The 25,665-nt window shown below is 75.8% G+C and carries 20 protein-coding genes; 7 read left to right on the forward strand and 13 right to left on the reverse strand.

Annotated elements, in window-relative coordinates:
- Nucleotides 1-85: 85 nt before the first annotated feature.
- From AB2U05_RS25565 to AB2U05_RS25575, 3 genes are all read right to left on the reverse strand, one after another.
- Entirely contained in the window at nucleotides 86-670 is a 585-nt protein-coding gene (locus AB2U05_RS25565) for a DUF305 domain-containing protein (RefSeq protein WP_244179107.1), read from the reverse strand.
- A gap of 140 nt (nucleotides 671-810) precedes the next feature.
- The gene (locus tag AB2U05_RS25570) at nucleotides 811-1,476 is read right to left on the reverse strand and encodes a DUF3105 domain-containing protein (RefSeq protein ID WP_369184354.1); all 666 of its coding nucleotides are present in this window, start codon (nucleotides 1,474-1,476) and stop codon (nucleotides 811-813) included.
- A 106-nt stretch (nucleotides 1,477-1,582) separates the two neighbouring features.
- On the reverse strand, nucleotides 1,583-2,017 hold the full coding sequence (locus tag AB2U05_RS25575) for a hypothetical protein (RefSeq protein ID WP_369184355.1): 435 nt from the start codon (nucleotides 2,015-2,017) through the stop codon (nucleotides 1,583-1,585).
- Nucleotides 2,018-2,412: 395 nt separating this feature from the next.
- Here AB2U05_RS25575 and AB2U05_RS25580 point away from each other — a divergent pair, with 395 nt between their 5' ends.
- Nucleotides 2,413-4,020, forward strand: a complete 1,608-nt coding sequence (locus AB2U05_RS25580; protein ID WP_369184356.1) for a hypothetical protein — start codon at nucleotides 2,413-2,415, stop codon at nucleotides 4,018-4,020.
- Nucleotides 4,021-4,439: 419 nt separating this feature from the next.
- Here the strand turns inward: AB2U05_RS25580 and AB2U05_RS25585 are convergent, their stop codons facing one another.
- The 4 genes from AB2U05_RS25585 to AB2U05_RS25600 all read right to left on the reverse strand — a co-directional run bounded on the left by AB2U05_RS25585 (nucleotide 4,440) and on the right by AB2U05_RS25600 (nucleotide 8,635).
- Complete coding sequence (locus AB2U05_RS25585; protein WP_369184357.1) at nucleotides 4,440-5,039, reverse strand: TetR family transcriptional regulator C-terminal domain-containing protein; 600 nt, start codon at nucleotides 5,037-5,039, stop codon at nucleotides 4,440-4,442.
- 103 nt (nucleotides 5,040-5,142) lie between these two features.
- Complete coding sequence (locus AB2U05_RS25590) at nucleotides 5,143-6,189, reverse strand: agmatine/peptidylarginine deiminase (protein ID WP_369184358.1); 1,047 nt, start codon at nucleotides 6,187-6,189, stop codon at nucleotides 5,143-5,145.
- Between the two features lie 17 nt (nucleotides 6,190-6,206).
- A complete protein-coding gene (locus tag AB2U05_RS25595; protein WP_369184359.1) occupies nucleotides 6,207-7,928 on the reverse strand; it encodes an urease subunit alpha in 1,722 nt (573 codons plus the stop codon).
- Nucleotides 7,925-8,635, reverse strand: a complete 711-nt coding sequence (locus tag AB2U05_RS25600) for an urease subunit gamma (protein ID WP_045704167.1) — start codon at nucleotides 8,633-8,635, stop codon at nucleotides 7,925-7,927. Before AB2U05_RS25600 ends, AB2U05_RS25595 begins: the two co-directional genes overlap by 4 nt.
- 507 nt (nucleotides 8,636-9,142) lie before the next feature.
- Between AB2U05_RS25600 and AB2U05_RS25605 the strand changes: the two genes are divergently transcribed.
- From AB2U05_RS25605 to AB2U05_RS25615, 3 genes are all read left to right on the forward strand, one after another.
- Complete coding sequence (locus AB2U05_RS25605; protein ID WP_341846042.1) at nucleotides 9,143-9,658, forward strand: ATP-binding protein; 516 nt, start codon at nucleotides 9,143-9,145, stop codon at nucleotides 9,656-9,658.
- A 346-nt stretch (nucleotides 9,659-10,004) separates the two neighbouring features.
- Complete coding sequence (locus tag AB2U05_RS25610; protein WP_078860950.1) at nucleotides 10,005-12,260, forward strand: SpoIIE family protein phosphatase; 2,256 nt, start codon at nucleotides 10,005-10,007, stop codon at nucleotides 12,258-12,260.
- A 218-nt stretch (nucleotides 12,261-12,478) separates the two neighbouring features.
- Nucleotides 12,479-14,116: an esterase/lipase family protein gene (locus tag AB2U05_RS25615; RefSeq protein ID WP_369184360.1), complete on the forward strand. Its 1,638-nt coding sequence runs from the start codon at nucleotides 12,479-12,481 to the stop codon at nucleotides 14,114-14,116.
- A 25-nt stretch (nucleotides 14,117-14,141) separates the two neighbouring features.
- On the opposite strand, the gene AB2U05_RS25620 is transcribed toward AB2U05_RS25615, so the two are convergent.
- From AB2U05_RS25620 to AB2U05_RS25640, 5 genes are all read right to left on the reverse strand, one after another.
- Nucleotides 14,142-15,185, reverse strand: coding sequence for a DUF2637 domain-containing protein (locus tag AB2U05_RS25620; protein ID WP_045704169.1), 1,044 nt, complete (start codon nucleotides 15,183-15,185; stop codon nucleotides 14,142-14,144).
- 213 nt (nucleotides 15,186-15,398) lie between these two features.
- Complete coding sequence (locus AB2U05_RS25625) at nucleotides 15,399-16,451, reverse strand: (2Fe-2S)-binding protein (protein WP_369184361.1); 1,053 nt, start codon at nucleotides 16,449-16,451, stop codon at nucleotides 15,399-15,401.
- 163 nt (nucleotides 16,452-16,614) lie between these two features.
- A complete protein-coding gene (locus AB2U05_RS25630; protein WP_369185998.1) occupies nucleotides 16,615-17,415 on the reverse strand; it encodes a hypothetical protein in 801 nt (266 codons plus the stop codon).
- Nucleotides 17,416-17,666: 251 nt separating this feature from the next.
- Entirely contained in the window at nucleotides 17,667-18,536 is an 870-nt protein-coding gene (locus AB2U05_RS25635) for a hypothetical protein (protein WP_244179049.1), read from the reverse strand.
- Nucleotides 18,537-18,691: 155 nt separating this feature from the next.
- Nucleotides 18,692-19,294, reverse strand: coding sequence for an NTP transferase domain-containing protein (locus AB2U05_RS25640; RefSeq protein WP_369184362.1), 603 nt, complete (start codon nucleotides 19,292-19,294; stop codon nucleotides 18,692-18,694).
- A 224-nt stretch (nucleotides 19,295-19,518) separates the two neighbouring features.
- On the opposite strand from AB2U05_RS25640, the gene moaA reads away from it, so the two are divergent.
- The 3 genes from moaA (at nucleotide 19,519) to AB2U05_RS25655 (ending at nucleotide 23,051) form a co-directional block, all read left to right on the forward strand.
- Nucleotides 19,519-20,514 carry a GTP 3',8-cyclase MoaA gene (gene moaA / locus AB2U05_RS25645; RefSeq protein WP_369184364.1) on the forward strand — a complete coding sequence of 332 codons (996 nt, stop codon included), beginning with the start codon at nucleotides 19,519-19,521 and terminating at the stop codon, nucleotides 20,512-20,514.
- Between the two features lie 194 nt (nucleotides 20,515-20,708).
- Nucleotides 20,709-21,389, forward strand: coding sequence for an HNH endonuclease family protein (locus AB2U05_RS25650; protein ID WP_369185999.1), 681 nt, complete (start codon nucleotides 20,709-20,711; stop codon nucleotides 21,387-21,389).
- 96 nt (nucleotides 21,390-21,485) lie between these two features.
- The gene (locus tag AB2U05_RS25655) at nucleotides 21,486-23,051 is read left to right on the forward strand and encodes an alpha/beta hydrolase (RefSeq protein ID WP_369184365.1); all 1,566 of its coding nucleotides are present in this window, start codon (nucleotides 21,486-21,488) and stop codon (nucleotides 23,049-23,051) included.
- A 108-nt stretch (nucleotides 23,052-23,159) separates the two neighbouring features.
- Here AB2U05_RS25655 and AB2U05_RS25660 read toward each other — a convergent pair whose 3' ends face one another.
- On the reverse strand, nucleotides 23,160-25,619 hold the full coding sequence (locus tag AB2U05_RS25660; protein ID WP_369184366.1) for an ArnT family glycosyltransferase: 2,460 nt from the start codon (nucleotides 25,617-25,619) through the stop codon (nucleotides 23,160-23,162).
- Between the last annotated feature and the right edge of the window lie 46 nt (nucleotides 25,620-25,665).

Here is a 25,665-nt window from a genome sequence, read left to right on the forward strand (position 1 = left end):
GGGTGGGACGGCGGCCGGCCGGGGCGCCGTGCGGACGGTGCGGGACCGTCGCGGCGCCCCGGCCGGCCGGGGGTCGTCGGGTGTGTCAGGAGGCGGGCACGCCGGGGGCGGCGCCGCGTTCCTTGAGCATGTCGGTCATCAGTGCCATCTCCGAGGTCTGGGCGGTCACCATCGACTGGGCGAGTCGCTTCTCGGAGTCGTTCTTCGCCGCGTCCACGTAGCCCTGGGCCATCGCGACGCCGCCCTTGTGGTGCTCGATCATCAGCTGCAGGTAGAACACCTCGGCGTCCCGCCCGCTGAGCGAACGGAGCTTCGCCAGCTGGGTGTTGGTGGCCATGCCGGGCATCAGCGAGCCGTCGTGGGGCTGGTAGTCGTGCTCCATCCCCATCCACGCCATGGGTTTGGCGCTCGTGTGCTGCGACAGCCCCCACTGGTCGAGCCAGCCCATCATCATCCCGCGCTGGTTGGCCTGGGTGTTGATGATGTCGAAGGCGAGGGTGCGGGTCGGCTCGTCGGTGGTGCGGTCCCGGACGATGAACGACAGGTCCACCGCCTGCTGGTGGTGGGTCGCCATGTCCCGGGCGAACCCGGCTTCGGGGGAGTCGTCGGCGGGGACGGCCAGCGAGGAGGAGCCGGAGGCGGAGGTGCCGCTCGCGACCAGGGCGGGCACGCCGAGGGCGAGTGCCACGGCGGCGGCCAGCGCGGCCGGCCACCACAGCCGCCGGCGCGGCCGCCCCGCGCCGGGGCCGGGGCCCTCGCCCTGGTCCTCGCGGACGTCGTCGGAGGCCTCGGGGGAGGAGTCGGCGGCGGTCACATCTGCCCCATCGAGCAGGAGGCGCCGGGCTCCTGGGTCTGCTTGCCCTGGACGTACTTGGTGAAGAACTCGTTCACCCGGGGGTCGCTGGCGCTGTCGACGATCAGCTGGGTGCTCCAGGCGTTCAGGGTGATGGTGCCCTGCTCGTCCGGGTAGGGGCTCATCAGCGAGTACGGGGTGGCCTTGACCTTGTCGGAGAGGGTCTTGAGGTCGTCCGGGGTGGCCTTGCCGTTGTAGGTCACCCAGACCGCGCCGTGCTCCAGGGAGTGGACGGCGCGCTCGTTCTCGACCGGCGCGTCGTAGACGTGGCCCATGCAGTCCAGCCAGACGGCGTTGTGGTCGCCGCCGACCGGCGGGGTCATCGGGTAGGTGACCTTCTCCTTGACGTGGTTGCGGCTCAGGTCGCCGAAGGTCTTCACGCCCGGGATGTCCGCGTTGGCGGCGGCCTCGCGGTCGTGCTTCTTCTGGTTCTGGTCCATCACGATCCAGGTGCCGGTGGCGATCGCGCCGACCACCAGCACGCCGGCCGCCACCGAGGCGATGATCTTGTTGCGGCGTTCGCGGCGCTGCTCGACGGCGCGCAGCTCGGCGATCCGGGCGCGGCGGTCGAGGCTGTCCTGCTTGCCGCCGGACTTGTTGGACTGCTTGGAGGCGGAACCCATGAGTGGTCGTCCTTGTCTCCGCCGGGCACCGGGGCGCGGCGGGTCTGCTGAGGTGGGGGGCAAGGCGAGCGAGTCCGCCGGCGGGCGCCGGCGGGGTGGGTTCCGGTCAGGAGCGCTGCACTTGGAGCACGTGCAGATCGGGCGCGGGGCACGGGCCGTCCCGCAGCCCGGCCGGCACCAGGCGCGGCGGGGCCTTCGGCAGGACCGGCACGGTCGAGAGGGCGGGCTGCGGCTGCGGCGGCGGGTTCGGCAGCTGGGCGTCCTGCGTGCAGTACGGGTGGCTGGAGCAGCCGTTGTGCTGTGGTGGCTCGCCGTCGGCGGTGCACAGGATCCAGTGCCCCTGGGGCCCGGCGTACTGCTGGCGCTCGGTCGCGGCGGGGTCGCCGGAGCCCGGGCCGGGCAGGGTCGGGTGCGCGTCGTGTCCGGTGGCCGTGACGATGGTGACGGCGGCGGCCGGCGGCGGCGTGACGGCGGGGGCATCGAGGGCCCGCGCCTGACCCGCGCAGGGCAGCAGGGTCAGCAGGACGACCAGGAGCAGCACCCACGGCGCACCTGCGGGACGGCCCGCCGGTGCGGCCCACCCCGGTCGGGGGGAGCTGGGGGCCGACGCGGTCATGCGGACATTTAATCAGCCGAACGGGTGAATGGATGCCCCTCCTGGGCCCTTGATTTCCGCCGCCCCGAGGCCGTAACGGCCCGGAAACGGCCTGCTCCGGGTACATCCGGCAAACGCGGACGGAACGGGCCGGACGCGCCCGTGGAGTCACCGGTGGACGGGCGGAGAACCGGCTGGTCGGGGCGATGGCCGGGATGCTCCACTCGGTGACCGGTTGTCGCCGAAACCCGGACACGGTCGTTGCGCTTGGAGACAATGACGTCGAGCCCGGCCCCTGCCGGGGGCGGCGTGATCACGGACGGACGACCAGGAGCCGCCAGATGAGCAAGCAGGGTGCCCCCGCACAGCCGCACCGGCCGGACGACGGCTGGTGGGACGCGGTCTACGAAGGCCCGGCGGGCACCCTCCCCGACACCCCCGACGCCGACTCGGGCGGCGGCAGCGTCGACGAGTGGTTCGACACGGCGGTCGGGCTCATCGGGCGGCAGCGCACGGGGGAACCGGCGGCGGAGGCGGCCGTCGAGCCGGAGCCCGAGCCGGCCGTCGAGCCGGAGCCTGCGCCTGAGCCCGGGGCGGTGGCGCAGCCGGCGGCGCCGGGGGACAGCATCGACGACTGGTTCGAGACCGCGCTCGGCGTGATCGGGCAGCCGCGCGATCCGGCGGACACCCATCGGTTCCCCGCGCCCTCCTTCGCCGAACCGGAGCCCACGCCCGAGCCCGTACCGGAGCCGGAACCGGAGCCCGTACCGGAGCCGGCGCCGGAGCCCGCCGCCGCAGCGGAACCGGAGCCCGAGCCGGCCCCCGCCCCGGTCTCCCTGGAGAAGCCCGAACCGGAGCCCGAGCCCGAGCCGGTCGCCGAGCAGACCTCCGCCCCCGAGCCCGAGCCCGTCGCCGAGGCGGATCCCGACCCCGAGCCCGCACCCCCCGCACCCCCCGTCCCCACCGCCCCCGACCCGCGCCAGGCCCTCGCCCGCTCCCCGCTCCCGGCCGAGGCGCCCGCCGTCCCGCACGTCGGCGAGCGCCCGCCGACGTACGGGCCCGAGCCGACCGCCGTCCCGGAGGCCGACCCGGACGTGCTCGGCCTGCTCGCCCCGGACACCGCGCTGGAAGGCGCCCAGTACGGCCCGACCGTGCTGCGCGCCGTCTCCGTCCGGGGCGACTCTGCCCGCTTCCGGGGCGAGCCGCGCCGCGACACCCTGCTGGTGACCAGGTTCGGCGACGGCCCGGACGGCCTGCTGCTCGCCGTCCTCGGCAGCCTGGGCCGGACGGGCGCCGCCGACGAGCGGCCGCTCGACCCGGCGGCCGTCGCCACGGCCACCGGCGAGGCCTGCCGCCAGCTTGCCGCCGCGATCGGCCGCAGCCGTGCGGGGCTCGCCGCCGACCTGCGCGACGGCGCCCGGGACCGGCTCCGCTACGGCCTCCAGCGCCTGGCCACCGGCGCTGTCGCCCCGCTGCGCGCGCTGGCGCCGGAGCCGGAGCCGGAGTCGCAGTCGGCGGGGGAGGGCGCGCCGTCCCCGGCCTCGCTGCACTGCCTGATGGTGTCGCTGGATCCGGAGGCCGGCTACCGGGCGGCCTTCGGGGTCGGCCCGGGCGGGCTGTACCTGCTGCGCTCCGGCCACTGGATCGACGCGTACGCGGCCCGGCTGCTCCACCACCCGGACGGCCAGCCGCCGGTGCCGGAGGCCCCCGTCCCGGACCCGCGCCCGTTCCGGTTCCGGCTGGTGCCCGCGACGCCCGGCGACATCCTGCTGCTGTGCAGCCCGGGCCTGGCCCGTCCGATCGCCGACGAGCCGGCCGTCGCCCACTTCCTGTCCTCCCACTGGGCGCACCCGCACCCGCCGGGCACGGTGGACTTCCTGCGCCAGGTCCAGGTCCGCGCGAAGGGCTACGCGGACGACCGCACGGCGGCCGCCGTCTGGACCGAGTGACGGGCCGCCGAGGCCTGCTGGGGTCGAACGGCCGTATCTGCCAACGGAGTTCGTGGTGATCGCCGGCCGGCCCGTGCGGAGAGCGGAGGAGCGGCCCGATGGGGCGGCGGCCAGGTGGTCGTCCTCCGGGTCGGTGGCGGCAGGCGGCAGGTCCGGCCCTGGCCTGCTGGGGCCGAACGGCCGGTCCTGTCAACGGAGTTCGTGGTGATCGCCGGGCGGGCCGCAGCGGATCGCGGGCGAGCGGGCCCGCTGCGGCGGCGGGCCCGGTGGCCGCCGTCCGGGCCGAGTGACGGGCGGCCCCACCCCCTGCCCACCTTCTCTGGACAGGAAGTCGGCCCGCCCGACTTCCTGCGCCGCCGCCCGGGCCGCCCCCCGCCCGCAGCGCCGGCGGCCCTCCCCCGGCCCTCCCTCCCTCGCCCTCAGGCGCGCAGCAGGGCCGTGGCGGCGGAGGTGGCCTGGGCGAGGGCGCCGGCCCGGTGGGCGTCGGGCAGGCCGATGGCGACGGGGACGGCGAGGCCGTCGAGCAGGGCGCGCAGTTGGACGGCCCGGTCGGCGGCCGGGCCGGGGGCGAACTGTCCGGCGGCGGTGCCCTCGTCGATGAGGGCGACCAGGTCGGCCTGCCAGGGGGCCTCGATGTCCTGCTGTCCCTGCCGGATCTCGGCGCTGGCGGGGGAGCGGCCCCACACCTCGACCCACAGGATCCAGCGCGGGTCGCCGGGGCCTTCGGGCAGGTAGAGGCGCAGGTAGTCGTCGAGCCGGGACCAGGGGTCGCGGGTGCGGTCGGCGAGGGCTTCGCGGCGGCGGGTGCCGAGCTGGTCCTCGCTCCAGCGCAGGGTTTCCAGCAGCAGCTGGTCCTTGCTGCCGAAGTAGTAGAGCAGGTGGCCGGCGCTCATCTGGAGCTGTTTGCCGAGGCCGGCCATGGTGAGTCGGGCGAGTCCGTGTTCGGCGATCGCGGCCCGGGCGGCGGCGAGGACCTCCTCGCGGGGGCGCGCGGGCCGGCGCGGGCGGGGGTCCGCCATCTCTCGTGCTCTCCCTCGGTGGTGCGGTGCCCGGGGGCGTGTCGGACGGGCCCGAGCAGGCTACCCGGGCGGGAGCGGGTGGCTCCCGCCCGGGGCGGGCGGGTCAGAGCGCCTTGGGCTGCTGCTGGGTGATGCAGTGGATGCCGCCGCCGTTGGCGAAGATCTCGCGGGCGTCGACGAGTTCGACGGTGCGGCCGGGGTAGGCCTCGGCGAGGAGGTCGGCGGCCTCCTGGTCGCGCGGGTCGTCGAAGGCGCACAGCACGACGGCGCCGTTGGCGACGTAGTGGTTGATGTAGGAGTAGTCGACGGGCTCGCCGTCCTCGTCCAGCAGGACGGTGGGGGCGGGCAGTTCGATGACTTCGAGCTGTCGGCCCCGCGCGTCGGTGGAGGCGCGCAGGATGGCGACGAGTTCCTGGCAGACGGCGTGGTCGGGGTGGGCCGGGTCGGGCTGGACGTGGGCGACGACGGTGCCGGGGCGGACGAAGGAGGCGACGATGTCGATGTGGCCGCGGGTGCCGAACTCGTCGTAGTCGCGGGTGAGTCCGCGCGGCAGCCAGATCGCCTTGGTGGTGCCGAGGAAGGCGTGCAGCTCGGCCTCGACCTCCTCCTTGGTCCAGTCGGCGTTGCGGCCTTCGCCGAGCTGGACGGTCTCGGTGACGAGCACCGTGCCCTCGCCGTCGACGTGGATGCCGCCGCCCTCGTTGATGAGCCGGGAGGCGAAGCGCCGTGCGCCGGTCAGTTCGCCGATGTGCTCGGCGATGTGCTGGTCGTGGTCCCAGCGGGCCCAGGACTGGGCGCCCCAGCCGTTGAAGATCCAGTCGGCGGCGGCGACGGCGCCCTTGCCGTCGATCAGGAAGGACGGGCCGATGTCGCGCATCCAGGCGTCGTCGAGGGGCCGTTCGACGATCTCGACCTGCGCGGAGACGTACGTGCGGGCCTGCTCGGTCTCGCCGGTGTTGACGATCAGGGTGACCGGCTCGTACCGGACGATGGTGTCGGCGACGGCGGCCCAGGCCTGGCGGGCGGCGTGCAGCTGCTCGGGGCTCTCGAAGGTGGGGTTGGCGGTGGGGAAGGCCATCCAGGTGCGCTCGTGCGGGTGCCATTCGGCGGGCATCCGGAAGCCGAGGGCGGCGGGGGTGGGGGCGGTCATCGTCGGGTCCTAGGGGGTCAGAGGAAGTAGAGGCGGCTGAGCGAGACGCTGTCGGCGGGTTCGGAGCGCAGCGGTGAGCCGTCGAGGGAGACCAGCCCGGTCTCGGTGACGTCGACCCGGCCGACGCGGGCGTTGCGGACCATGTCGCGCGGCCCGATGCCGCGGGTGCCGCGGACGCCGACGCGGCGGCGGCGGGTGGGCAGGCCGTCGGCGGGGCGGTCGAGGTAGGCGCCGTCGGCGGCGGCCTGGGCGACGAAGGCGACCGACAGGTCGGCGGCGGTCGCGCCGTGGGCGCCGAACTGCGGTCCGAGGACGAGGGGTTCGCAGCGGTCGGTGGAGGCGTTGGGGTCGCCGACGACGCCGTAGGCGGGGAAGCCGGCCTTGAGGACGAGTTGCGGCTTGGCGCCGAAGTGGTCGGGGCGCCAGAGCACGATGTCGGCGAGCTTGCCGATCTCGATCGAGCCGACTTCGTGCGCGAGGCCGTGGGCGATGGCCGGGTTGATCGTCAGTTTGGCGATGTAGCGCAGCACCCGCTCGTTGTCGTCGCCGCTCGCGGTGGTCCCGTAGGAGCCGGTGCCGTCGAGCGGGCCGAGTTCGGCCTTCATCTTGCCGGCCATGGCGAAGGTGCGGCGGACGGTCTCGCCGGCGCGGCCCATGCCCTGGGCGTCGGAGGAGGTGATGCCGATGACGCCGAGGTCGTGCAGGACGTCCTCGGCGCCCATGGTGCCGGCCCGGATGCGGTCGCGGGCCATGGCGGCGTCGCCGGGCAGGTCGGTCTTGAGGTCGTGCGCGGAGACGATCATGTCGAAGTGTTCGCCGAGCGCGTCCCGGCCGAACGGCAGGGTGGGGTTGGTGGAGGAGCCGATGACGTTCGGCACGCCCGCCATCTTGAGGACGTTGGGGACGTGGCCGCCGCCGCAGCCCTCGATGTGGAAGGCGTGGATGGTCCGGCCCTCCAGCACCTTGAGGGTGTCCTCGACGGACAGGCACTCGTTCAACCCGTCCGTGTGCAGGGCGACTTGGACGTCGTACTGTTCGGCGACGCGCAGCGCGGTGTCCAGTGCGCGGGTGTGCGCGCCCATGTCCTCGTGCACCTTGAAGCCGGAGGCGCCGCCCTCGGCGAGGGCCTCGATCAGCGGGGCCTCGTCGGAGGACGAACCGCGGCCGAGGAAGCCGATGTTGACGGGCCAGGCGTCGAAGGCGTTGAAGGCGTGCCGCAGTGCCCAGGGGGAGTTGACGCCGACGCCCCAGACCGGGCCGAACTCCTGGCCGATGATGGTGGTGACGCCGGAGGCCAGCGAGGCCTCCATGATGCGGGGCGACAGCAGGTGGACGTGGGTGTCGATGGCGCCGGCGGTGGCGATCAGGCCCTCGCCGGAGACGATGGTGGTGCCGGTGCCGACGACGACGTCCACGCCGTCCAGGGTGTCCGGGTTTCCCGCTCGGCCGATGGAGGCGATGCGGCCGCCGATCAGGCCGATGGACGTCTTGCGGATGCCCTGGATCGCGTCGATGACCAGCACGTTGCTGATCACCACGTCGCAGGTGTCGCGGACGGCGGCGGGCTTGAGGTGCAGGCCGTCGCGGGCGGTCTTGCCGAAGCCGGCCAGGAACTCGTCGCCGGGGGCCTGGGAGTCGGACTCGACGCGCACGATCAGGCCGGAGTCGCCGAGCCGGACCCGGTCGCCGGCGCGCGGGCCGTGCACCGCGATGTAGTCGTGCGGGGTGATCGAGCTCATGAGGGCACCTCGGCGTCGTCGAAGCTGGTCAGGTAGCCGGTGGCGCGGGCCTTCGCGAGGGCGGCCTCCTTGGCGCCGGGCGCGTCCAGCGGCCCGTCGACGAGCCCGGCGAAGCCGATCGCGACGCGTGCGCCGCCGATCGGCACCAGGCCGACCTCGACGGTGGCGCCGGGGTCGAAGCGCACCGAGGAGCCGGCCGGGACGGCCAGGTGGGTGCCGTAGGCGGCGGCACGGTCGAAGGCCAGGCGCGGGTTGGCCTCGAAGAAGTGGAAGTGCGAGGTGACGGAGATCGGCACCCCGGAGGTGTTGTGGACGGGGAGCAGCAGGGTCTCCTCGACCGGGTCGTAGCCGGCGCCGTCGCCGATCAGGGCGCCGCCGGGGGCGCCGTCGCCGAGCGAGCCGGCGCCGCGGAAGGGGTCGTTGACGACGGCGAGGCGGGTGCCGTCGTCGAAGACGGCCTCGACCTGGACGACGGTGACCACGTCGGGCACGCCGGGCAGCACGTCGTCGGCGGTGAGGACGGAGCGGCCGGCCTCGATGGCCTCGGCGAGGCGCCGGCCGTCGCGGGCGGCCTCGCAGACGGTGTCCGCGATCAGGGCGGTCGCCTCGGGGATGTTGAGGCGCACGCCCCGGGCGCGGCGGGCGCGGGCCAGTTCGGCTGCTGTGAAGATCAGCAGCCGGTCCCGCTCGGTGGGGGTCAGTCGCACGGTTCCTCGCTCGCGTCGCCGGGGGAGGGGGTCGGCCGGGGGCCCGGTGCGCGGGGCCGCGCGGGCTTCCGGGGTGATGTTAGAACGCCGTTCAAACATCCCGGGTCATTGAACCCGGCCCGGGGCGCCCTGTCCAGCGTTGCCGCTCCCGACGCGTTCGGCCCGCCGGGCGGGCGGCGGGGGTGAGGGGCCGGGTGCGGGCGGCGTGCGGCGGTGGCGGGCGCGGGGGCGCGCGGCGGGGAGCACGGTCCGTACGGGCGCCGGGCGTGCGCGGGATCGGGCGGGAGCGGGTTCGAAAACAGCCTCTGCGCTTCGCAAACCTGTCCGGCGCGGGCAGTTGGATCACGTGAACCGCCCCGTGCCCCTTTCACCCCAGGTGATCGGACGCACACTGTTGCAAACGCCGTCAACTGGGCATGACGATGGGTGGCCAGAACGAGGGGGCCACCCGGCCGGCGGGGGATTCCGGACGCGGGGGCCCGGGATTTGAAGGCGGGGGCATTGGTGATGGACGGTCAGTCGCGATTCCCGCGGCAGCGGACGGGCTCGGGCGACGGCTACCGCTCCGGCCCGGTCCAGGGGCCGGTCGGCAGCACCGGGACGGCCCTGCCGGCGGTGCCCGCCCCGGGCTGCGCACTGCACCGCCGGCTGCACCTGACGGTGGACCCGGCGGACCTGCCCGCGGTCGGCTCGGTCCGGCGGCGGCTGCGCTCGGCGCTGAACCACTGGGGGGTGCCGGAGCTGTCCGACACCGCCGAGCTGCTCTCCTCCGAACTGGTCACCAACGCGCTGCTGCACACCGGCGAGGGCGCCGTCTTCGACGCCGTCCTCGGGTCGGACCTGCGGCTGCGGATCGAGGTGCAGGACGGCACCAGCCGGCTGCCCGGCCGCCGCCGCGAGCCGGCCGCCGAGACCGCGACCTCGGGGCGGGGCCTGCTGCTGGTGGAGGCGCTCGCCGACTCCTGGGGCGTGCAGCTGCGCGGCGACGGCAAGGTGACCTGGTTCGAGCTCGCCCTGCCCTGAGCCGGCGGGGCCGCCGTGAGTCCGCCGCGGGCCGACTGCCGACTGCCGGGCGCCGGGCGCCGGGCCGCCGCGTCCCGTACGATGGTTCGCCGTCGATTGATTCGCCGTCGAAGCAAGCCCTGAACAGAAGGCGGAACGGAAGATTTCCGGTCCGATGGCATTGCCGCTCGGCGCATCATTGGCCAGGATGGTGGGACTGTGTGTCCACGTGCGGGAAGCTGCGGGGAGACCGAACCTCGACTGACCAGCGCCCGTCGACACCGCCCGATCCAGCACGATCCATCACATCGCCACGCGGCCCGTCCGGACGATCGGCTCGGTCCGCCGCGGCAGCGGCAGGAGCAGCATGCCCACTGAGCCCGAGTCGCCGGGTCCGGCGCTTCCTGCCGGCACGTCCGCCGCCGAACCGCCGGCCCCCGGGCGGGCCCGACCGCCCGCGCAGGCCTCCCGCCGCGGCTCCCGGGTGCCCCCGACGCTCGCCGCCGCCCGGCTCGCCCCGGTGCTCTCCGGCGGCCTGCCGCCCGCCTCCGCCGACACCATGCCGGACTGGCTGGAGCCCGCGATGGCCGCCAACGGCATCGGCTCCTTCGACTGGGACATCCGCCGCGACGTCCTGGAGGGCGACCTCCGCGCCTGCGCGATCATCGGCCTGGACGCCATGGACCAGGGCCGCTTCGACCGCACCGCCGCCTCCTTCCTCGCCCTGCTGCACCCCGAGGACGCGCCCGTGGTGCGCCGCCGGGTCGAGCGCGCGGTCGCCGAGCTGGGCCAGTGCGGCGCCTACTACCGCACGGTCGGGCCGAACGGCAGCATGCGCGCGGTGCGCTTCCGCGGCCGGGTGCTCGCCGACGCCTTCGGCCGCGCCTCCCGGATGGTCGGCTTCGTCTGGGACGCCACCGTCGAACTGCACAAGCGCGACCGCGCGGACCGGCTCGCCCTGCTGCGCGAGGAGCGTTCCCGGTTCATCAAGGAGGCGGCCCGCGCGCTGTCCGAGGCCGTCACCGTCCGGGACGTCGCCCGGGTGTTCACCGAGCTGCCGCTGCCCGGCCTGCCGCCGGACGGCCTGGTGCTCGCCTCCTTCGAGGCCGGGCGGGCGCAGATCCTCGGCGCCTCCGGCTACCTGACCGAGTCGCTCGCCGTCTGGGACCGCACCCTGCTGCCGGCCGGCCACCCGGCCTCCGAGGCGCTGCGCCACCGCGCGCCGGTGTTCGTCTCCTCCCGCGCGGAGTACCGCGAGGGCTACCCGGAGGTGTGGGAGCCCACCAGCCGCAACGGCCGCGGCTCCTGGGCGTACCTGCCGCTGGTGGCCAGCGGCCGGGCGATCGGCGTGTGCGTGGTCAGCTTCGACGACGAGCGGGAGCTGGACGCGGACGAGCGCACCCTGCTCACCACCCTGGGCGGGCTGGTCGCCCAGTCGCTGGCCCGGGCCCGGCTGCACGACGCCGAGCACGAGCTGGCGGCCGGCCTGCAGCGGGTGATGCTGCCGCGCACCGTCCCCGCCGTGCCCGGCGTGACCACCGCCGTGCGCTACCTGGCGGCCGGCTCCGGCCTGCAGATCGGCGGCGACTGGTACGACGTGGTGCCGCTGCCCGGCGGGCACGTCGGCCTGGTGATCGGCGACGTGCAGGGCCACGACGTGCACGCCGCCGGGATCATGGGGCAGCTGCGGATCGCGCTGCGCGCCTACGCCGCCGAGGGCCACCCGCCCGCCGCGGTGATGGCCCGCGCCTCCCGCTTCCTCGCCGACCTGGACACCGACCACTTCGCCACCTGCACCTACGCCGAGGTCAACGTCGACTACGGCGTGGTCTACGCGGTGCGGGCCGGCCACCTCGACCCGGTGGTGCGCCGCGCGGACGGCAGCGCCGCCGTGGTGCCGGTGGCCGGCGGGCTGCCGCTGGGCATCGACCCGGACCAGGAGTACCGGGTCACCCGGTTCAGCCTGGACCCGGGCGAGACCGTGCTGCTGTGCACCGACGGCCTGGTCGAGTCGCGCGGCATGGACCTGGACCAGGGCGTCGAGCGGCTCACCCGCGCCCTCGCCGCCCCGCTGCCCGCCGCGGACGGGGCCGCCCGCGACCCGCTGGAGGAGCTGGCCGACCGGATCGCCTCCCAGGCCGCCGAGTCCAGCGAGCGCGAGGACGACATAGCGCTGCTGCTCCTGCGCTGGGACGGCCCGTCGGGCGGGCTCGCCGCCCAGCAGCTGCGCCGCCGGATCGGCCAGGCCGACCTGGCGCGGATCGCCGAGGTCCGGGCCGAGCTGCGCGACGCGCTGCGCCGGTGGGGCGTCGCCGAGTTCATCGACACCGCCGAACTGCTCTCCTCCGAGCTGGTCACCAACGCCATCCGGCACACGGACCGTGACGCCATGTTCACCGCCCGCCTCTACCGGGAGCCGGCCGCGGACGGCGGCCGGGCCCGGCTGCGGGTCGAGGTGGAGGACGAGTCCGACCTCTGGCCGACCCGCCGGACGCCCGGCGAACAGGCCTCCTCCGGGCGCGGCCTGATGCTGGTCGAGGCGCTGGCCGACGCGTGGGGCGTGGAGCCTCGCGGCTCCGGCAAGCGGATGTGGTTCGAGCTCAGCGGCGTCGCCGCCGCCTGACCGGACGGGCGCCCGGCCCGCGCCCGTCCGGACCGGCCGGACCGCCGGAAACCGGCCCGGTCCGGACGGTCTGGAGGGGCGTAATCTGAAGACAGGTCACGTGCCCCGGCGCGTCCCGGCAGCCGGTGAGGGCGTGTGGCTCCGGCTCGCCGGTCGCAGGCGGTCGCCGGTGGACGGCGGGCAGTCATCACCACTCTGCGGAACCCGAGGATCACGCCATGGTGTCGATCTTCCATCACCACACGCACGACGGAACCCCCGCGACCCCCTCGGTCCCGCTGCCGCCCCCGCAACGGCAGCCCGCCGAGCCGCACGACGCCACCGCGGACGTCGCCCGCCTCCCGCTGATCTACGTGCGCGGCTTCGCCGGCGGCACCAGCGGCATCGACAAGCAGGTCGACGACCCCTTCTACGGCTTCAACGACGGGTCGACCCACATCCGGGTCGGCGGCGACGGAGCCGCCCAGTACTACCAGTTCGAGAGCCCGCTGCTGCGGCTCTTCGCCGAGGACGGCTACCACCCGCTGGTGACCGGTGACCCGAAGTCCTACCTGCGCGCCCGCGCGGCCGGGTCGGTGGACCCGGCGACCGTCTGGATCCACCGCTTCTACGACGCGTCCGCCGACACCTTCGGCGGCAAGGCCGCCGACTTCGACATCGAGGCGGCGGCCCGCGACCTGTACGAACTCGTCCAGCTGGTCCGGGAGAAGACGGGCGCCGACAAGGTCGTCCTGATCGCCCACTCGATGGGCGGCCTGATCTGCCGCAGCATGCTCCAGAAGTGGTCGCACCAGAGCCTCGGCGACTTCCGGCCCACCCTGCCCGGCAAGGACCTGGTCGACCGGCTGTTCACCTACGGCACCCCGCACGGCGGGATCGCCTTCGCGGTCGGCGGGGGCCTGCTCGACGAGTTCATGGAGGACCTCGGCCCGGTCGGCTCCGACATCTTCGCGCCCGAGAAGATGTACGGCTACCTGGTGCCGCACGTCGACTTCGGCACCGAGGCGCCGCCGGACTGGCCGGTGAACGTGGTCCCGCCCGAGGACTTCGACACCGACCGGATCTTCTGCGTGGTCGGCACCGACGCCGGGGACTACGGCCTGGCGCAGAAGGTGGTGGGCCCGCAGAGCGACGGCCTGGTCGCGATCCGCAACGCCTACGTCGAGGGCGCGCACCGCGCGTACGTCCACCGCTCGCACTCGGGCCGCTACGGCCTGGTCAACTCCGAGGAGGGGTACCAGAACCTGCGCCGCTTCCTGTTCGGCCGCAAGCGGGTGGAGATCGCCCTGGCGGGTCTGGCGCCCGCCCCGCCCGACGCGGACGGCCGCCGGTCGTTCTGGCAGGGCGAGATCCAGCTGTCGATCCGCGGACTGCCCGTCGTGATGCACCAGCAGCTGGCCGCGCACCACTGCCCCGTCACGCTGGAGCCCGAGCCGGACGGCGGCCCGATCCCGCTCACCACGGTCTTCCTGCTCGACCCGCTGACCATGCCCGCGGACGGTTCCAACACGCCCGTGTCGCTACCGTCGCGCTACTCGCTGCACCTGCGGGTCTCCCGGCTGACCGAGGAGCACGGACTGCTGTTCTGGCGCGACCACCTCGCCCAGACGGCGGACTGGGACGACACGCTGATCGTCGACGTCGGGCACGAGGCCGACGACCCCAAGGGCGAGCTGCGGCTCTGGGCCGCCTGGAACTCCCAGGTGCCGGTCGCGATCGCCGACCGCTACCCGATCAGCGACGGCCCGCTCGCCCCGGACCGGGACGCGACCCTCTCCGTCCCCCTCCCGCCGAGCGCGGGCCGGCTCCTCGGAGCCGACGCGTCGCTCGTCCTGCGGCCCTCGGTCCGGGAGTGAGGGCCGTGCCGGGGAGGAGGAGCAGCTAGCCGAACTGCTGCTCCAGGTCCTTCAGTTTGCGCTCCAGCGAGTCCAGCCGGGGCAGGGTGACGGTGTCCTCCTCGGAGGTGAGGTCGACGGTGCGCCGCTCCGGCCGGGCCGGCAGGCCGGGCTGGACGACCGTGCCCTCGGCGGCCCCGGAGTCGCCCTCCGGGGCCTCGACCGCGCGCGGGCCGGACGGCCCGCCGACTATGGCGGGCTCCGAGCCGGACTCCAACTGCCGGGCGGCGGTGGTGCTCCCGCGGCCGCGCCAGGTGGCGCTGCCCCGGTTGATCGCCCGGATCTCGGCCCGCTCGCGGCGGCCCGCCAGCTTGCGCCGCTCCTTCTCCAGCGACCGCTCCCGCTTCTCGTCGCGGACCTCGTCCACCGCCTCGTCCAGGCTGCGCACGCCCTCCAGAAGCATCAGCGACCACGCCGCGTAGGTCTCGCGCGGGGCGCGCAGCCAGCGGACGATGCGGATCTGCGGCAGCGGCCGCGGGACGAGACCCTGCTCGCGCAGCGCCGCCCGGCGGGTCTGCTTGAGCGCCCGGTCGAACAGGATCGCCGCGGACAGCGACATGCCGGAGAAGAACTGCGGGGCGCCGGCGTGGCCGAAGCCGCGCGGGGCGTGCACCCAGTTGAACCAGGCCGAGGCGCCGGCGAACAGCCAGACCAGCAGCCGGGAGCCGAGTGCGGCGTCGCCGTGGCTGGCCTCGCGGACGGCGAGCACCGAGCAGAACATCGCGGCGCCGTCCAGCCCGAACGGCACCAGGTACTCCCAGCCGCCGGACAGGCCGAGGTTCTGCATGCCGAAGCCGACCAGCCCGTGGAAGGAGAGTGCGGCCGCGACCCCGGCGCAGCAGAACAACAGCGTGTACGAGGCGGCGCCGTACAGGGATTCCTTGTTGCGGCGCCGTTCCTCGGAACGCTCCCAGGAGTCCGCCCCGGCGGCGGATCCCCGGCTCCGGGCCAGGGCCACCAGGAGTGCGCTGACCAGCAGCCCCGCGACTCCGGTGACGGCCCAGCCGAGCGGTATGTCGGACAATTTCATCGCCGGAACCAGCCTCGCTTTCTGCGTCGAGTTCCTGCGCCGTGATGGCGGGGACCATCATGGCGGATGCTCGGCGGGGGAATGGCGGATTCACCGTCAATGCGCTGAGTAGAGGGATTTCTGGCCCCGCGTCGGTCGCATCGTCGTATGAATTCGAAGCGGGCGATTCCCGGAATTCCGGGCTTTTCGAGTTCGAGGTCGAACGGGTTTTCGTCAACCGCGCGTGACGCGGGGGCAGCCGGCGCACATGTCCTCGGGGGCCGCGGTGTACACGAGGCAGCAGCTGGCCCTGGCCCGGGCCGTCGCGTCCGGGGCGCCGCCTCCGGAGGGTGCTCCGGGAGCGCCGCCCCGGCCGGGCGCCGGGGTCGCGAAACCGGCGCCCGGGGTGAAGGGGGCCGGGGCGGGAGCGGGGCGGCCCGGCGCGCCGGGCGCGTGCGCGGGGGTGGGGCCCGCCGGGGCTCGGCCGGCGGGCGCTCGGTCAGCGGGCGCTGGGTCGGTGGGCGCTCGGTCGTCGGGGGCGAGCAGTGCGGACAGTTCGGCGCGCGCCCGCTCCGGCTCGCCGAGCAGCCCGCCCGCGTAGCAGAGCCCCTCCACCACGGCGTCGGTGGCCATCGCCCACAGCACCCGGGGCCCGCGCCGCACCTGCGGGCGGAACGCGGCCAGCAGCGGGTCCAGGAACGCGCCCAGCGCGCACCGGAGTTCGGCCGCCAGCGCGGTCTCGTCCGGGGCGGTGCGGACGGCCACGGTGCGGACGGCTGCGGTGCGGGCGGCCGGGGCGGTGGCCGGTGAGGCGGCCGCCGGGTCGTCCGGCAGGCAGACGAACGCCGCCGGGCGGACCGTCAGCTCCACGGCGGCGTTGCCCCGGCGCAGCGCCACGTCCCCCGGCCCGAGCAGCGGCACCCGCCGCTCCAGGAACCACGGCACCGTGAACAGCAGGGAGAGCGGCCAGACCGCGCGGTGCAGGCCGAAGCCGGCCGCCACGTCCGGGCGCAGCGGCCGCCCGTAGCGGGCGAGGCCCTGGCGGGCGTCCACGGCGACCAGGTCGCGGACGGCTGCGGGGCGTTCGGCCAGGTCGGCGGCGGTCAGCCAGCCGTCGCCGGACGGGGGTGGGGCGCAGCGCACGCTGAGCGTCGGGGTGAGGCCGGTCAGCCGGTGGTACGACGGCGCGCAGGGGGTGGTGGGGTCCGGCGCGGCGGCCGGGGTGTGCGCCTCGGTGGTGCGGGGGGCGCACGGTGCGGGGACGGGCCGGGTGCTGCTCGCGGTCATGGTCGGGCCCCATCGGGTCGACCGGGGCCGCGCATGGGGGCCCGGGGTGCCCGGCCGTGCTGCTGCCCGCCGGGCCCGGCCGGGCCGGGGCATGGCGGTGCCCGGGGAACGGCAAGGCTGACCCGGCCGGGGTACTGCTCACCCCGGCCAGGTTAGGCTCACCTTAGCTGATGGTGCCCCGGGTCTCGCGGGTGCTGCGTCCGTCCGGGGGAGTGCCGGGCGGTCGCGGGGCGGCCAGTTGGCGCGCGAGCCAGACCGGCACGCCGCCGAGCGCGTGCACCAGCCGGGCGGCCTCGGCGCGCAGGCGCGCGGCCTCGGCCGGCTCGGACACCTCGGCGAGCGCCGCGAGCGCCGGCGCCACCCCCACGGTGAAGCCGAGTTGCTCGCGCAGCCGCAGCGAGGCGTCGAAGCCCTCCCGGGCGTGGCCGCGGTCGCCGCGGGACAGCGCGAGGGCGGCCAGGTGGCGCCAGGTGTAGGAGCGCAGCAGCTCGTCGCCGCGCTCCCCGGCGGCCTCGTGCGCCCGGCGGTAGGCGATCCAGGCGGCGCCGCGGTCGCGCAGCAGGTTCTCGGCGACCAGTCCGCGCCGGAAGTCCAGCAGCGGGCGGCCCGGGGCGCCCGGCGGCAGCAGGGCCGAGGTGCGGCCGAGTGCCGCCTGCGCCTCGTCCAGCCGGTCGCGCGGGCCGAGCACGCTGGCCACGTAGGCGAGGAAGCCGCGGGCGCAGGCGGCGGCCGCGCGCTGCTCGGTGCCGGTCGCCAGCGCCTCGGCCAGGCGCAGTGCCTGTTCCGCCTGGATCCAGTGGGCGGCGGTGAACAGGCACTGCTCGATGAGGAGTTCGGCCCGCCGGAGGGCGGCCGTCGGGTCGTGTTCGGCGGCCGGCCGGAGCAGGTCGGCGGCCTCCTGCCAGCACGCCCGGGACCGTAGTCGCCATACGGTGTCGCCCGGTTCCTCCGCTGCCCGCCCCAGCCCGTCCGGGCCGCTCGGGCCCCATCCGTGCTCCGACAACGCCACCTCCTTGTGCGCGCCATCCAGCCGGGCACGGGGCCCGCCCAGGCGCGCTGCCGCGGTCCGTTCGCATGATGACGGAACGGCGGGCTGCAGGGCGAAGTCCCGCGCTGTGGCGGCAATTCAACACGGGGGTGAGCTTGTGCACCAGATCACGAGCGCAGGTTGTTGCTTTTCCGGGGCGGATGATCTAGTGGGGGAGCGGCGGGCCGTCAGGACGTCCAGCCGGTCTCCATCAGCGCCTCGGCCGCGCCGTTGGCGGGCTGCGGCACGCCGGCCAGGTCCAGGCTGAACAGGGCGACCAGCAGCTGCTCGCCGCGCACGGTGGCCTGGTGCGAGTAGCCGGCCAGGGTGAACATGGCGGCGGCCATCTCCTCGGCGTGCAGGGTCTGCAGCCACAGGCACTCCACCGACTTGACGTCGGCGGGCTCGGTCCAGGTGTCCACCTGGGCGACCATCCGGCTGCCCAGCAGGGTGACGCCGTCGCGCTCCTGGGCCTCCGTCAGCTCCAGGTCGTCGAAGCCGAGCCACTCCAGGTAGCGGGCGGCGGTGAACACCGCGTCCTGCGAGGTGCGCACCGGGTGCGGGCGGAACGGCGTGCGGTGGCGGAACGGGCGGGCCCGGCCGGCGGTGGTCCCGGGCGGGGCCGGCGGCGCGGGCGGGGCGGGCACCGGGGCGCCCATCGGGTGGGCCGGCTGCGGGCGGGAGGACTGCGGGCCGGCGGCGGTGAGCGGGCCGGCCGTGCCGGCGTTCAGCCGAGTGGCGCGGTCCACCGGGAGGCGGACGGTCGCGCCGCAGTTGCAGGTGAACTCGGGCTGCGGCCACTGGTCCGAGCGGCCGCAGTGCGGGCAGCGCATGCTCAGCCAGGAGTCCTCCCAGGAGCGGAACCGCACCTGCACCGGCACCCCGCCGCGCAGCAGCGGCACCTTCAGCGAGGCGCCGCACGGGCACGGCAGCGAGGGCGGCTCGTACAGGTGCTCGCGACGGCAGGCGGGGCAGCGGATCGCCCGCGCGCCACCGCCCGCTCCCGGCCCCGGCAGGGCGGGGTCGTGTCCGGTGAAGTCGTCGGGCAGTCCGGCCATCGCGGGCTCCGTCCGTTGGGGTCGGGTGGGTGCGGCGATTCCCATGCTCCCCCAAACGGGGGACGGTTGGCGCGGAATGGGACAATCCTCAGGGACGGATCAGGGATGGTCCCCCGGCAGGTGGAGGGCGGACGGCCCCGGCACCCGGCGGGTGGTCAGCCGGCGGACCAGCGGGCCAGGTCGGCGGGCGTGTCGAGGTCGTCCGGCACGGCGACGTCGGCGCACTCGACGAGCACGACCTCGCCCGCGTGCGCGGCCAGCAGCGCCCGGGCACCGGCATCGCCGTCCGCGCCCGCCGCCGCTTCGGCGAAGTGCCGGGCGCCGATCAGCACCGGGTGCCCGCGCCGCCCGTCGTACGCGGCGGCCGCCAGCTCGGCGCCCGCCCGGTGCGCGGCGAGCAGCCGGGCCACCGCTGCCGGGGTGACGCCCGGGGTGTCCACCAGCATCACCAGCACCGCCGACGCCTCCGGCGCCAGCGCGGCCAGCCCGGCCCGCAGCGAGGAGCCCATGCCGCCGGCCCAGTCCGGGTTGGCCGCCAGCCGGCACCCGGGCAGGTGCGCGGTGGCCCGGACCCGGTCGCCCTCGGCGCCCAGCACCACCGTCACGTCCGGGCAGCCACCGGCGCGGACGACCGCCACGGCGTGCTCGACCAGCGGGCGGCCCCGGTAGCGGATCAGCGCCTTGGGACGCCCGCCGAGACGGCGCCCGCCGCCGGCGGCGAGCACCAGCGCGGGGACGGGGGGCCGGCCGCGGCTCATGCGGTCGGCCCGACGGCGGCGCGGGTGCGGTCGGCGGCCGCGGGCGCGGGGGCGGGGTGGGCTGCGGTGCGGCTCATGGGCCCAGCCTGCCCGGCCGGGTGGCCGTCGCGCAGCACCCGGGGGCCGGAGTTGGACGAACCCACAAGCCCGGGCCGCCGGCCGTGCCCGCGCCCCGGCGGTTCGGCCGCTGGCCGCGCCGCCCGTCCGCCCCCTGTACTGGGTCGATGAACACCGCACCGCGCCCGCTGGTGGACCGCTTCGGCCGCGTCCACACCGATCTGCGGGTCTCGCTGACCGACCGCTGCAACCTGCGCTGCACGTACTGCATGCCGGCGGAGGGCCTGGACTGGCTGCCGCGCGAGGGGGTGCTGACCGACGACGAGGTGCTGCGGCTGGTCCGGGTCGGGGTCGAGCGGCTGGGGGTGCGGTCGGTACGGCTGACGGGCGGGGAGCCGCTGCTGCGCCGCGGCCTGGTCGCCCTGGTGGGCCGGCTGGCGGCGCTGGGCGTGGAGCTGTCGCTGACGACCAACGGCATCGGCCTGGCCAGGGCGGCGGCCGGGCTGCGGGCGGCGGGGCTGCGGCGGGTGAACGTCAGCCTGGACACGCTGCGCCCGGAGCGGTTCGCGGCGCTGACCCGGCGCGACCGGCTGCCGGACGTGCTGGCCGGCCTGGCGGCCGCGCGGGCGGCGGGCCTGGGGCCGGTGAAGGTGAACACGGTGCCGGTGCGCGGCGTGAACGCGGACGAGATCGCCGAGTTGGCGGCCTTCGCCGTCGAGCACGGGTACCGGCCGCGGTTCATCGAGTCGATGCCGCTGGACGCGCAGGGGGCCTGGGACCGGGCGTCGATGGTGACGGCGGAGGAGATCCTGGCGGCGCTGGGGGAGCGGTTCGAGCTGGTGCCGCTCGGCCGGCCCGGCAGCGCGCCGGCCGAGGAGTGGCGGATCGCGGGCACGGAGGCGGTCGTCGGGGTGATCGCCTCGGTGACCCGGCCGTTCTGCGGCGGCTGCGACCGGGTGCGGCTGACGGCGGACGGGCAGCTGCGCAACTGCCTGTTCGCCACCGAGGAGTCGGACCTGCGGGCGCTGCTGCGCGCCGGCGCGGACGACGCCGAGGTCGAGGCGGCCTGGCGGGCCTCGGTGGCCCGCAAGGGGCCGGGGCACGCGGTCGGCTCGGCCGACTTCGTCCGCCCGGACCGCCCGATGTCCGCGATCGGCGGCTGAACCGGAGGAGGTGTGAGCTCCGCCATGCTCCTCGGCCCGCGCGTGGCGTCGCCTTGACCCGCTCTTGGGGTGGCTGATCTGCTGGTTCACCGTCAACCCACCCCTGATTCCGGGAGTTCGCCGTGCCCGCCCGCCGTACCTGGCTGTCCGCCGCCACCGTGTTCCTCATATGCGCGCTCGCGCTGGCCGGTTGGCTGCTCGGCGGCCGCGACCAGCCGAAGGGCGGCGCGCCCGCCGCGGGCCCGGGCACCAGCCCGCTGCAGAACCCGGACGGCACCCGGCCCGGCCTCGCCCCGCTCGCCACCGCCGAGGACCGCAGGGCGGGCCGCGAGCTCATCGCCGAGGTCGCCACCGCGGCCGCCGGGCCCCGGGACGGCTACGACCGGGGCGAGTTCGGCCCCGCCTGGACGGACAGCGTCGAGGGCGTCCCGTTCGGCGGCAACAAGTGCGACACCCGCAACGACCTGCTCGCCCGGGACGGCACCGCCGTCGAGCGCAAGGACGGCTCGGACTGCGTGGTCACCGCGATGACCATCCGCGACCCGTACACCGGCCAGACCGTCCGGTGGAGCAAGCAGCAGGCCGGGAAGATCCAGATCGACCACGTGATGCCGCTGTCCTACGACTGGCAGATGGGCGCCGCCGCGTGGGACCGGGCCAAGCGCGTCCGGATCGCCAACGACCCGCTCAACCTGATCCCCGCGGACGGCTCCCAGAACGCCTCCAAGGGCGACTCCGGCCCGGCCGCCTGGCTGCCCGCCGACCCGGCGATCCACTGCTCGTACGCGGTGCGCTTCGCCCAGGTCTCGCTGAAGTACCGGCTGCCGGTCACCGAGGCCGACAAGAAGGCCATGCTGCGGCTCTGCGACGGCTGAGGAGGCGCGCGTCCGACAGCTGCGGAAACCTTTCCGCACACCTCCGGCCCGGGCCCCGGCGTGACCCGGGCCGGGCCCGGATGGTATCCGTGAGCGGTGGACTCGAAGATCCAACGGCTCTCCCGCCGCCGCGCGCTGCCCGCCCTGGCCGCCGTGCTCGCCGTCGCGCTGCCCGCCGGCTGCACCGGCGCGCCCGCCCCCGGCGGCCCGGCCACCCGCCCGCCGCTGTCCGAACGGGCCCCCGCCGGCACCGACCCGGCGCTGCGCGCGCTCTACGACCAGCGGATCGACTGGCAACCCTGTGCCGACCAGGGCGACGGCGACGGACCCGTCCAGTGCGCCACCCTCAAGGTCCCGCTCGACTACGCAGCCCCCGGCGGCGCGACCCTCGACGTCGCCGTCGCCCGGGTGCCCGCCGCCGACCCCGGCCGGCGCCTCGGCTCCCTGGTGCTCAACCCCGGCGGGCCCGGCAACTCCGGCACCGCGATGGTCCAGTGGGGCTGGAAGAACTACCAGGGCCCGCTGCACGACCACTACGACCTGGTCGGCTTCGACCCGCGCGGCGCCGGCCGCACCGCCGGCGTCCACTGCCTCGACGACCGCACCCGCGACGAGTACACCTCCACCGACGACCCCGGCTACGACCACGGCCGCGTGCTCGCCGACGCCTGCCGGGCCAAGGCCGCCGACCTGCTCCCGCACCTCGGCACCCGCGACAGCGCCCGGGACATGGACGTGCTGCGCGGCGCCCTCGGCGAGACCAGGCTCGACTTCCTCGGCCTGTCCTACGGCACCTACCTCGGCGCCCTCTACGCCGAGGAGTTCCCCGGGCGCACCGGCCGGCTCGTCCTCGACGGCGCCGTCGAGCGCAGCACCGACCTGATGCACCTCAACGGCGAACAGGCCGCCGCCACCGAGGCCGAGTTCACCGCCTTCGCCGCCGACTGCGCCGCCACCGACGACACCTGCCCGCTCGGCACCGACCCGGCCGCCGCCCCGCGCCGGTTCGCCGACTTCCTCGACGGCCTGCGGGACCACCCGCTGCACGGCGAGGACGGCCGCACCCTCACCGCCGCCCTCGGCTGGGCCGGCGTCCTGGGCGTCCTCTACGACGGCCGCCGGTCCTTCGACCGGCTGCGCGAGGCCGTCGAACCGGCCGTCGCCCGCGGTGACGCGGACGGGTTGCTCCGCCTCGCCGACGCCGCCAACGGCCGTGACCAGGACGGCCGTTACGACACCACCGCGGACGCCTTCGCGGCCATCCACTGCGCCGACGCCCCGCTCGCGCCCACCGACGCCGACCTGCGCGCCGCGCTCGCCGACCTCACCGTCCGGGCCCCGCTGACCAGCCGGCACGACACCCGGATCACCCTGCTCGACCCGGACTGCCGGGCCTGGCCGTTCCGTTCGCCGGAGAAGCCGCACACCGTGAAGGCGGCCGGCAGCGCCCCGATCCTGGTCGTCGGATCCACCGGCGACCCGGTCACCCCCTACCTGTGGGCGCAGCGGATGGCCGCCGGGTTCGCGCACGGCGTGCTGCTCACCCGGGAGGGCGACGGGCACACCGCGTACGACAAGAGCGGGTGCGTGCGGGACGCCGTCGCCGCGTTCCTGGTGGACGGGCGGATGCCGGAGGCCGGGACGTACTGTCCGACCGACTGACCGGCCGACTGGCCGACCGAGCGACTGACCGGCCGGCACAGCGCGCGGAGGGGGCGCGCCGCGAGGGATCGCGGTGCGCCCCCTCCGTCATCGGGGGACGGAATGTGGTCAGGAGGTGGGGGCGGTCAGGTCGTAGAAGGTGGCGGTGCCGACCGTGCGCTTGGTGAAGTGGGCGGTCACCCAGGCCTCGATCTGGCCGCTCTCGTTCGACTGCGCCTCGTCGGTGCCCTCGCCGGATCCGCCGCCGAAGCCGCGGTGCGAGCCGCCGGCGATGAACCAGTGCACCTTGTTCTGCTGGACGTACTTCTGGAAGTCGGCCAGGCTCAGCGACGGGTCGGTGCCGTTGAAGCCGCCGAGGGCCATCACCGGCTTGCCGGTGGCGAGTTGGTAGCTGGCGGCGTTCTGCGAGCCGACCGTCGCGGCGGCCCAGGTGTAGTGGTCGGCGTCCTGGGCGAGCAGGTCGGCCGCCTCGGGGCTCACCTTGGTGCCGCCGAGCAGGCCGCCCATGCCGCCGGGGCCGCCCATGCCGCCGGGGGCGCCGGGGAAGCCGCCTTCGCCGAAGGGGGCGGGGGCGGTGCCGTTGGTGCCGCCCGTGCCGTTGGCGCCGTCCGCGCCGCGCTCGTGGCGGCCGTTCGCCTTGCCGTTGCCGTTGGGCGAGCCGTTGCCGTTGCCGAAGCCGGGGTTGGCGCCCGCGCCCGGGAAGCCGGGGAACCCGCCGGGGAAGCCCCCGCCGTTGCGCCCCTGGGAGGCGTGTCCGCCGCCCTGACCCCCCTGCCCGCCCTGACCGCCCTGGCCGCCCGGCCCGCCGGGGAAGCCCCAGGCGCCCGCGCCGCCCTTGCCGCCCTTGCGCCCGCCGCCGGGCCCGAACGCGCCCTTGACGGACGGTCCGGCGGTCACGATCGAGCCGTTGTGCGGCGTGTTCACGGTGTCCACCGCGTACGCGGCCGGCCCGCCGAACGCCGCCGCCAGGCCCAGCAGGCCCGCCACCGAGGCGATCCGCGCGCCCGTCCGGCCGGAGGTCCGACCGGCCGCCTGCCCGCCGACCAGCGCGGCGGCCGACGCCAGCCCGCCGAGCAGCACCGCCCAGCGCAGCGACGGCAGGAAGTCGGCGCTGCGCCCGAGCAGCACGAACGCCCAGACCGCCGTCACCGCGAGCACGCCCGCCAGCAGCAGCGCGTACGGCAGCCGGTGCCGCGCCCGCCACAGCCCGTCCACGCCCATGCCGACCAGCGCGGCCACGGCCGGGGCCAGCGCCACGGTGTAGTACTGGTGGAAGATCCCCGACATGAAGCTGAAGACCAGCGCGGTGGAGAGCAGCCAGCCGCCCCAGACCAGGAAGGCCGCGCGGGCGGTGTCCGGCCGGGCGTGCCGGCGGGTCGCCCAGAGGCCGACCACCAGCAGGATCAGCGCGGCCGGGAGCAGCCAGGCGATCTGACCGCCGATGTCGGAGCCGAACAGCCGGGTGAGGCCGGTCTGGCCCCAGCCGCGGCCGCCGCGCGCCAGGCCGGCCGGCAGGTCGACCCCGGCCGGCAGGTGCGCGGCGCCGCCGCCGACGCTGCCGCGCTCGTTGCCGTCCACCCGGCCGAGGCCGTTGTAGCCGAAGGTGAGCGAGAGGAAGCTGTCGTCCTGCGAGCCGCCCACGTACGGGCGGGCCGAGGCGGGCAGCAGCTCGACGACGGCCACCCACCAGCCGCCCGAGACGAGCAGGGCCGCGCCCGCGAGCAGCGTCTGGCGCACCCGCCGCCAGAAGCCGGTCGGGGCCACCGCCAGGTAGACGGCGGCGAAGGCGGGCAGGATCAGGAAGGCCGCGAGCGTCTTGGTGAGGAAGGCGAAGCCGAACATCGCGCCGGTGAACAGCAGCCAGCGGGTGCCGGCCGTCTCGATCGCCCGCACCAGCCCGTACGCGGACAGGGTGAGCAGCAGCACCAGCAGCGCGTCCGGGTTGTTGAAGCGGAACATCAGTGCCGCCACCGGGGTCAGCGCGAACGCGGCCCCGGCCAGCAGGCCGCCGAGCGGGGAGAAGCGGCGGCGCACCGTCGCGTACAGCACGCCGACGGTGGCGGCGCCCATCAGCGCCTGCGGGGCGAGGATCGACCAGGAGGAGAGGCCGAACATCCGCACCGACAGGGCCATCGGCCACAGCGAGGCCGGCGGCTTGTCGACGGTGATGAAGTTCGCGGCGTCGGAGGAGCCGAAGAAGAAGGCCTTCCAGCTCTGGCTGCCGGCCTGCACGGCCGCCGAGTAGAAGGCGTTGGCCCAGCCGGAGGCGCTCAGGCCCCACAGGTAGAGGACGGCGGTGGCGGCCATCAGCGCCAGCAGGGCCGGGCGCACCCAGCGCGGGTCGTCGGCGCGGCCCCGCCAGGCGCGGGCGGGCAGGGTGCGCAGCCGCTCGGACCAGGAACCGATCCCCTTCGGTCCGGCGGGCGGCAGGGGCTGCTCGGGGAAGAGCGGGGCTGGGCGCCCGTCGAACCGAAGGGGGCCACCCGGCTGCGGCGCCTGCGGCGGCGGGTAGTGCGCGGCCTCGGGCCACGGTTCGCCGGCCGGAGGGGAGTAGCTGCTCGTGGTCATGCGCCATACGGTGCGTGGCGCGGCTGAGAGAAGTGTGAGACGACGC

The organism is Streptomyces sp. Y1 (assembly GCF_041053115.1).
Taxonomy (GTDB): domain Bacteria; phylum Actinomycetota; class Actinomycetes; order Streptomycetales; family Streptomycetaceae; genus Kitasatospora; species Kitasatospora rubellomurina.

Coding starts and splice junctions, on each gene's coding strand:
- AB2U05_RS25595 (WP_369184359.1), bottom strand. CDS start 7,928: ATGAGCTCGATCACCCCGCACGACTACATCGCGGTGCACGGCCCGCGC.
- AB2U05_RS25625 (WP_369184361.1), bottom strand. CDS start 16,451: ATGACCGCGAGCAGCACCCGGCCCGTCCCCGCACCGTGCGCCCCCCGC.
- AB2U05_RS25605 (WP_341846042.1), top strand. CDS start 9,143: ATGGACGGTCAGTCGCGATTCCCGCGGCAGCGGACGGGCTCGGGCGAC.
- AB2U05_RS25580 (WP_369184356.1), top strand. CDS start 2,413: ATGAGCAAGCAGGGTGCCCCCGCACAGCCGCACCGGCCGGACGACGGC.
- AB2U05_RS25590 (WP_369184358.1), bottom strand. CDS start 6,189: ATGACCGCCCCCACCCCCGCCGCCCTCGGCTTCCGGATGCCCGCCGAA.
- AB2U05_RS25615 (WP_369184360.1), top strand. CDS start 12,479: ATGGTGTCGATCTTCCATCACCACACGCACGACGGAACCCCCGCGACC.
- moaA (WP_369184364.1), top strand. CDS start 19,519: ATGAACACCGCACCGCGCCCGCTGGTGGACCGCTTCGGCCGCGTCCAC.
- AB2U05_RS25570 (WP_369184354.1), bottom strand. CDS start 1,476: ATGGGTTCCGCCTCCAAGCAGTCCAACAAGTCCGGCGGCAAGCAGGAC.
- AB2U05_RS25640 (WP_369184362.1), bottom strand. CDS start 19,294: ATGAGCCGCGGCCGGCCCCCCGTCCCCGCGCTGGTGCTCGCCGCCGGC.
- AB2U05_RS25585 (WP_369184357.1), bottom strand. CDS start 5,039: ATGGCGGACCCCCGCCCGCGCCGGCCCGCGCGCCCCCGCGAGGAGGTC.
- AB2U05_RS25660 (WP_369184366.1), bottom strand. CDS start 25,619: ATGACCACGAGCAGCTACTCCCCTCCGGCCGGCGAACCGTGGCCCGAG.
- AB2U05_RS25610 (WP_078860950.1), top strand. CDS start 10,005: ATGCCCACTGAGCCCGAGTCGCCGGGTCCGGCGCTTCCTGCCGGCACG.
- AB2U05_RS25635 (WP_244179049.1), bottom strand. CDS start 18,536: ATGGCCGGACTGCCCGACGACTTCACCGGACACGACCCCGCCCTGCCG.
- AB2U05_RS25620 (WP_045704169.1), bottom strand. CDS start 15,185: ATGAAATTGTCCGACATACCGCTCGGCTGGGCCGTCACCGGAGTCGCG.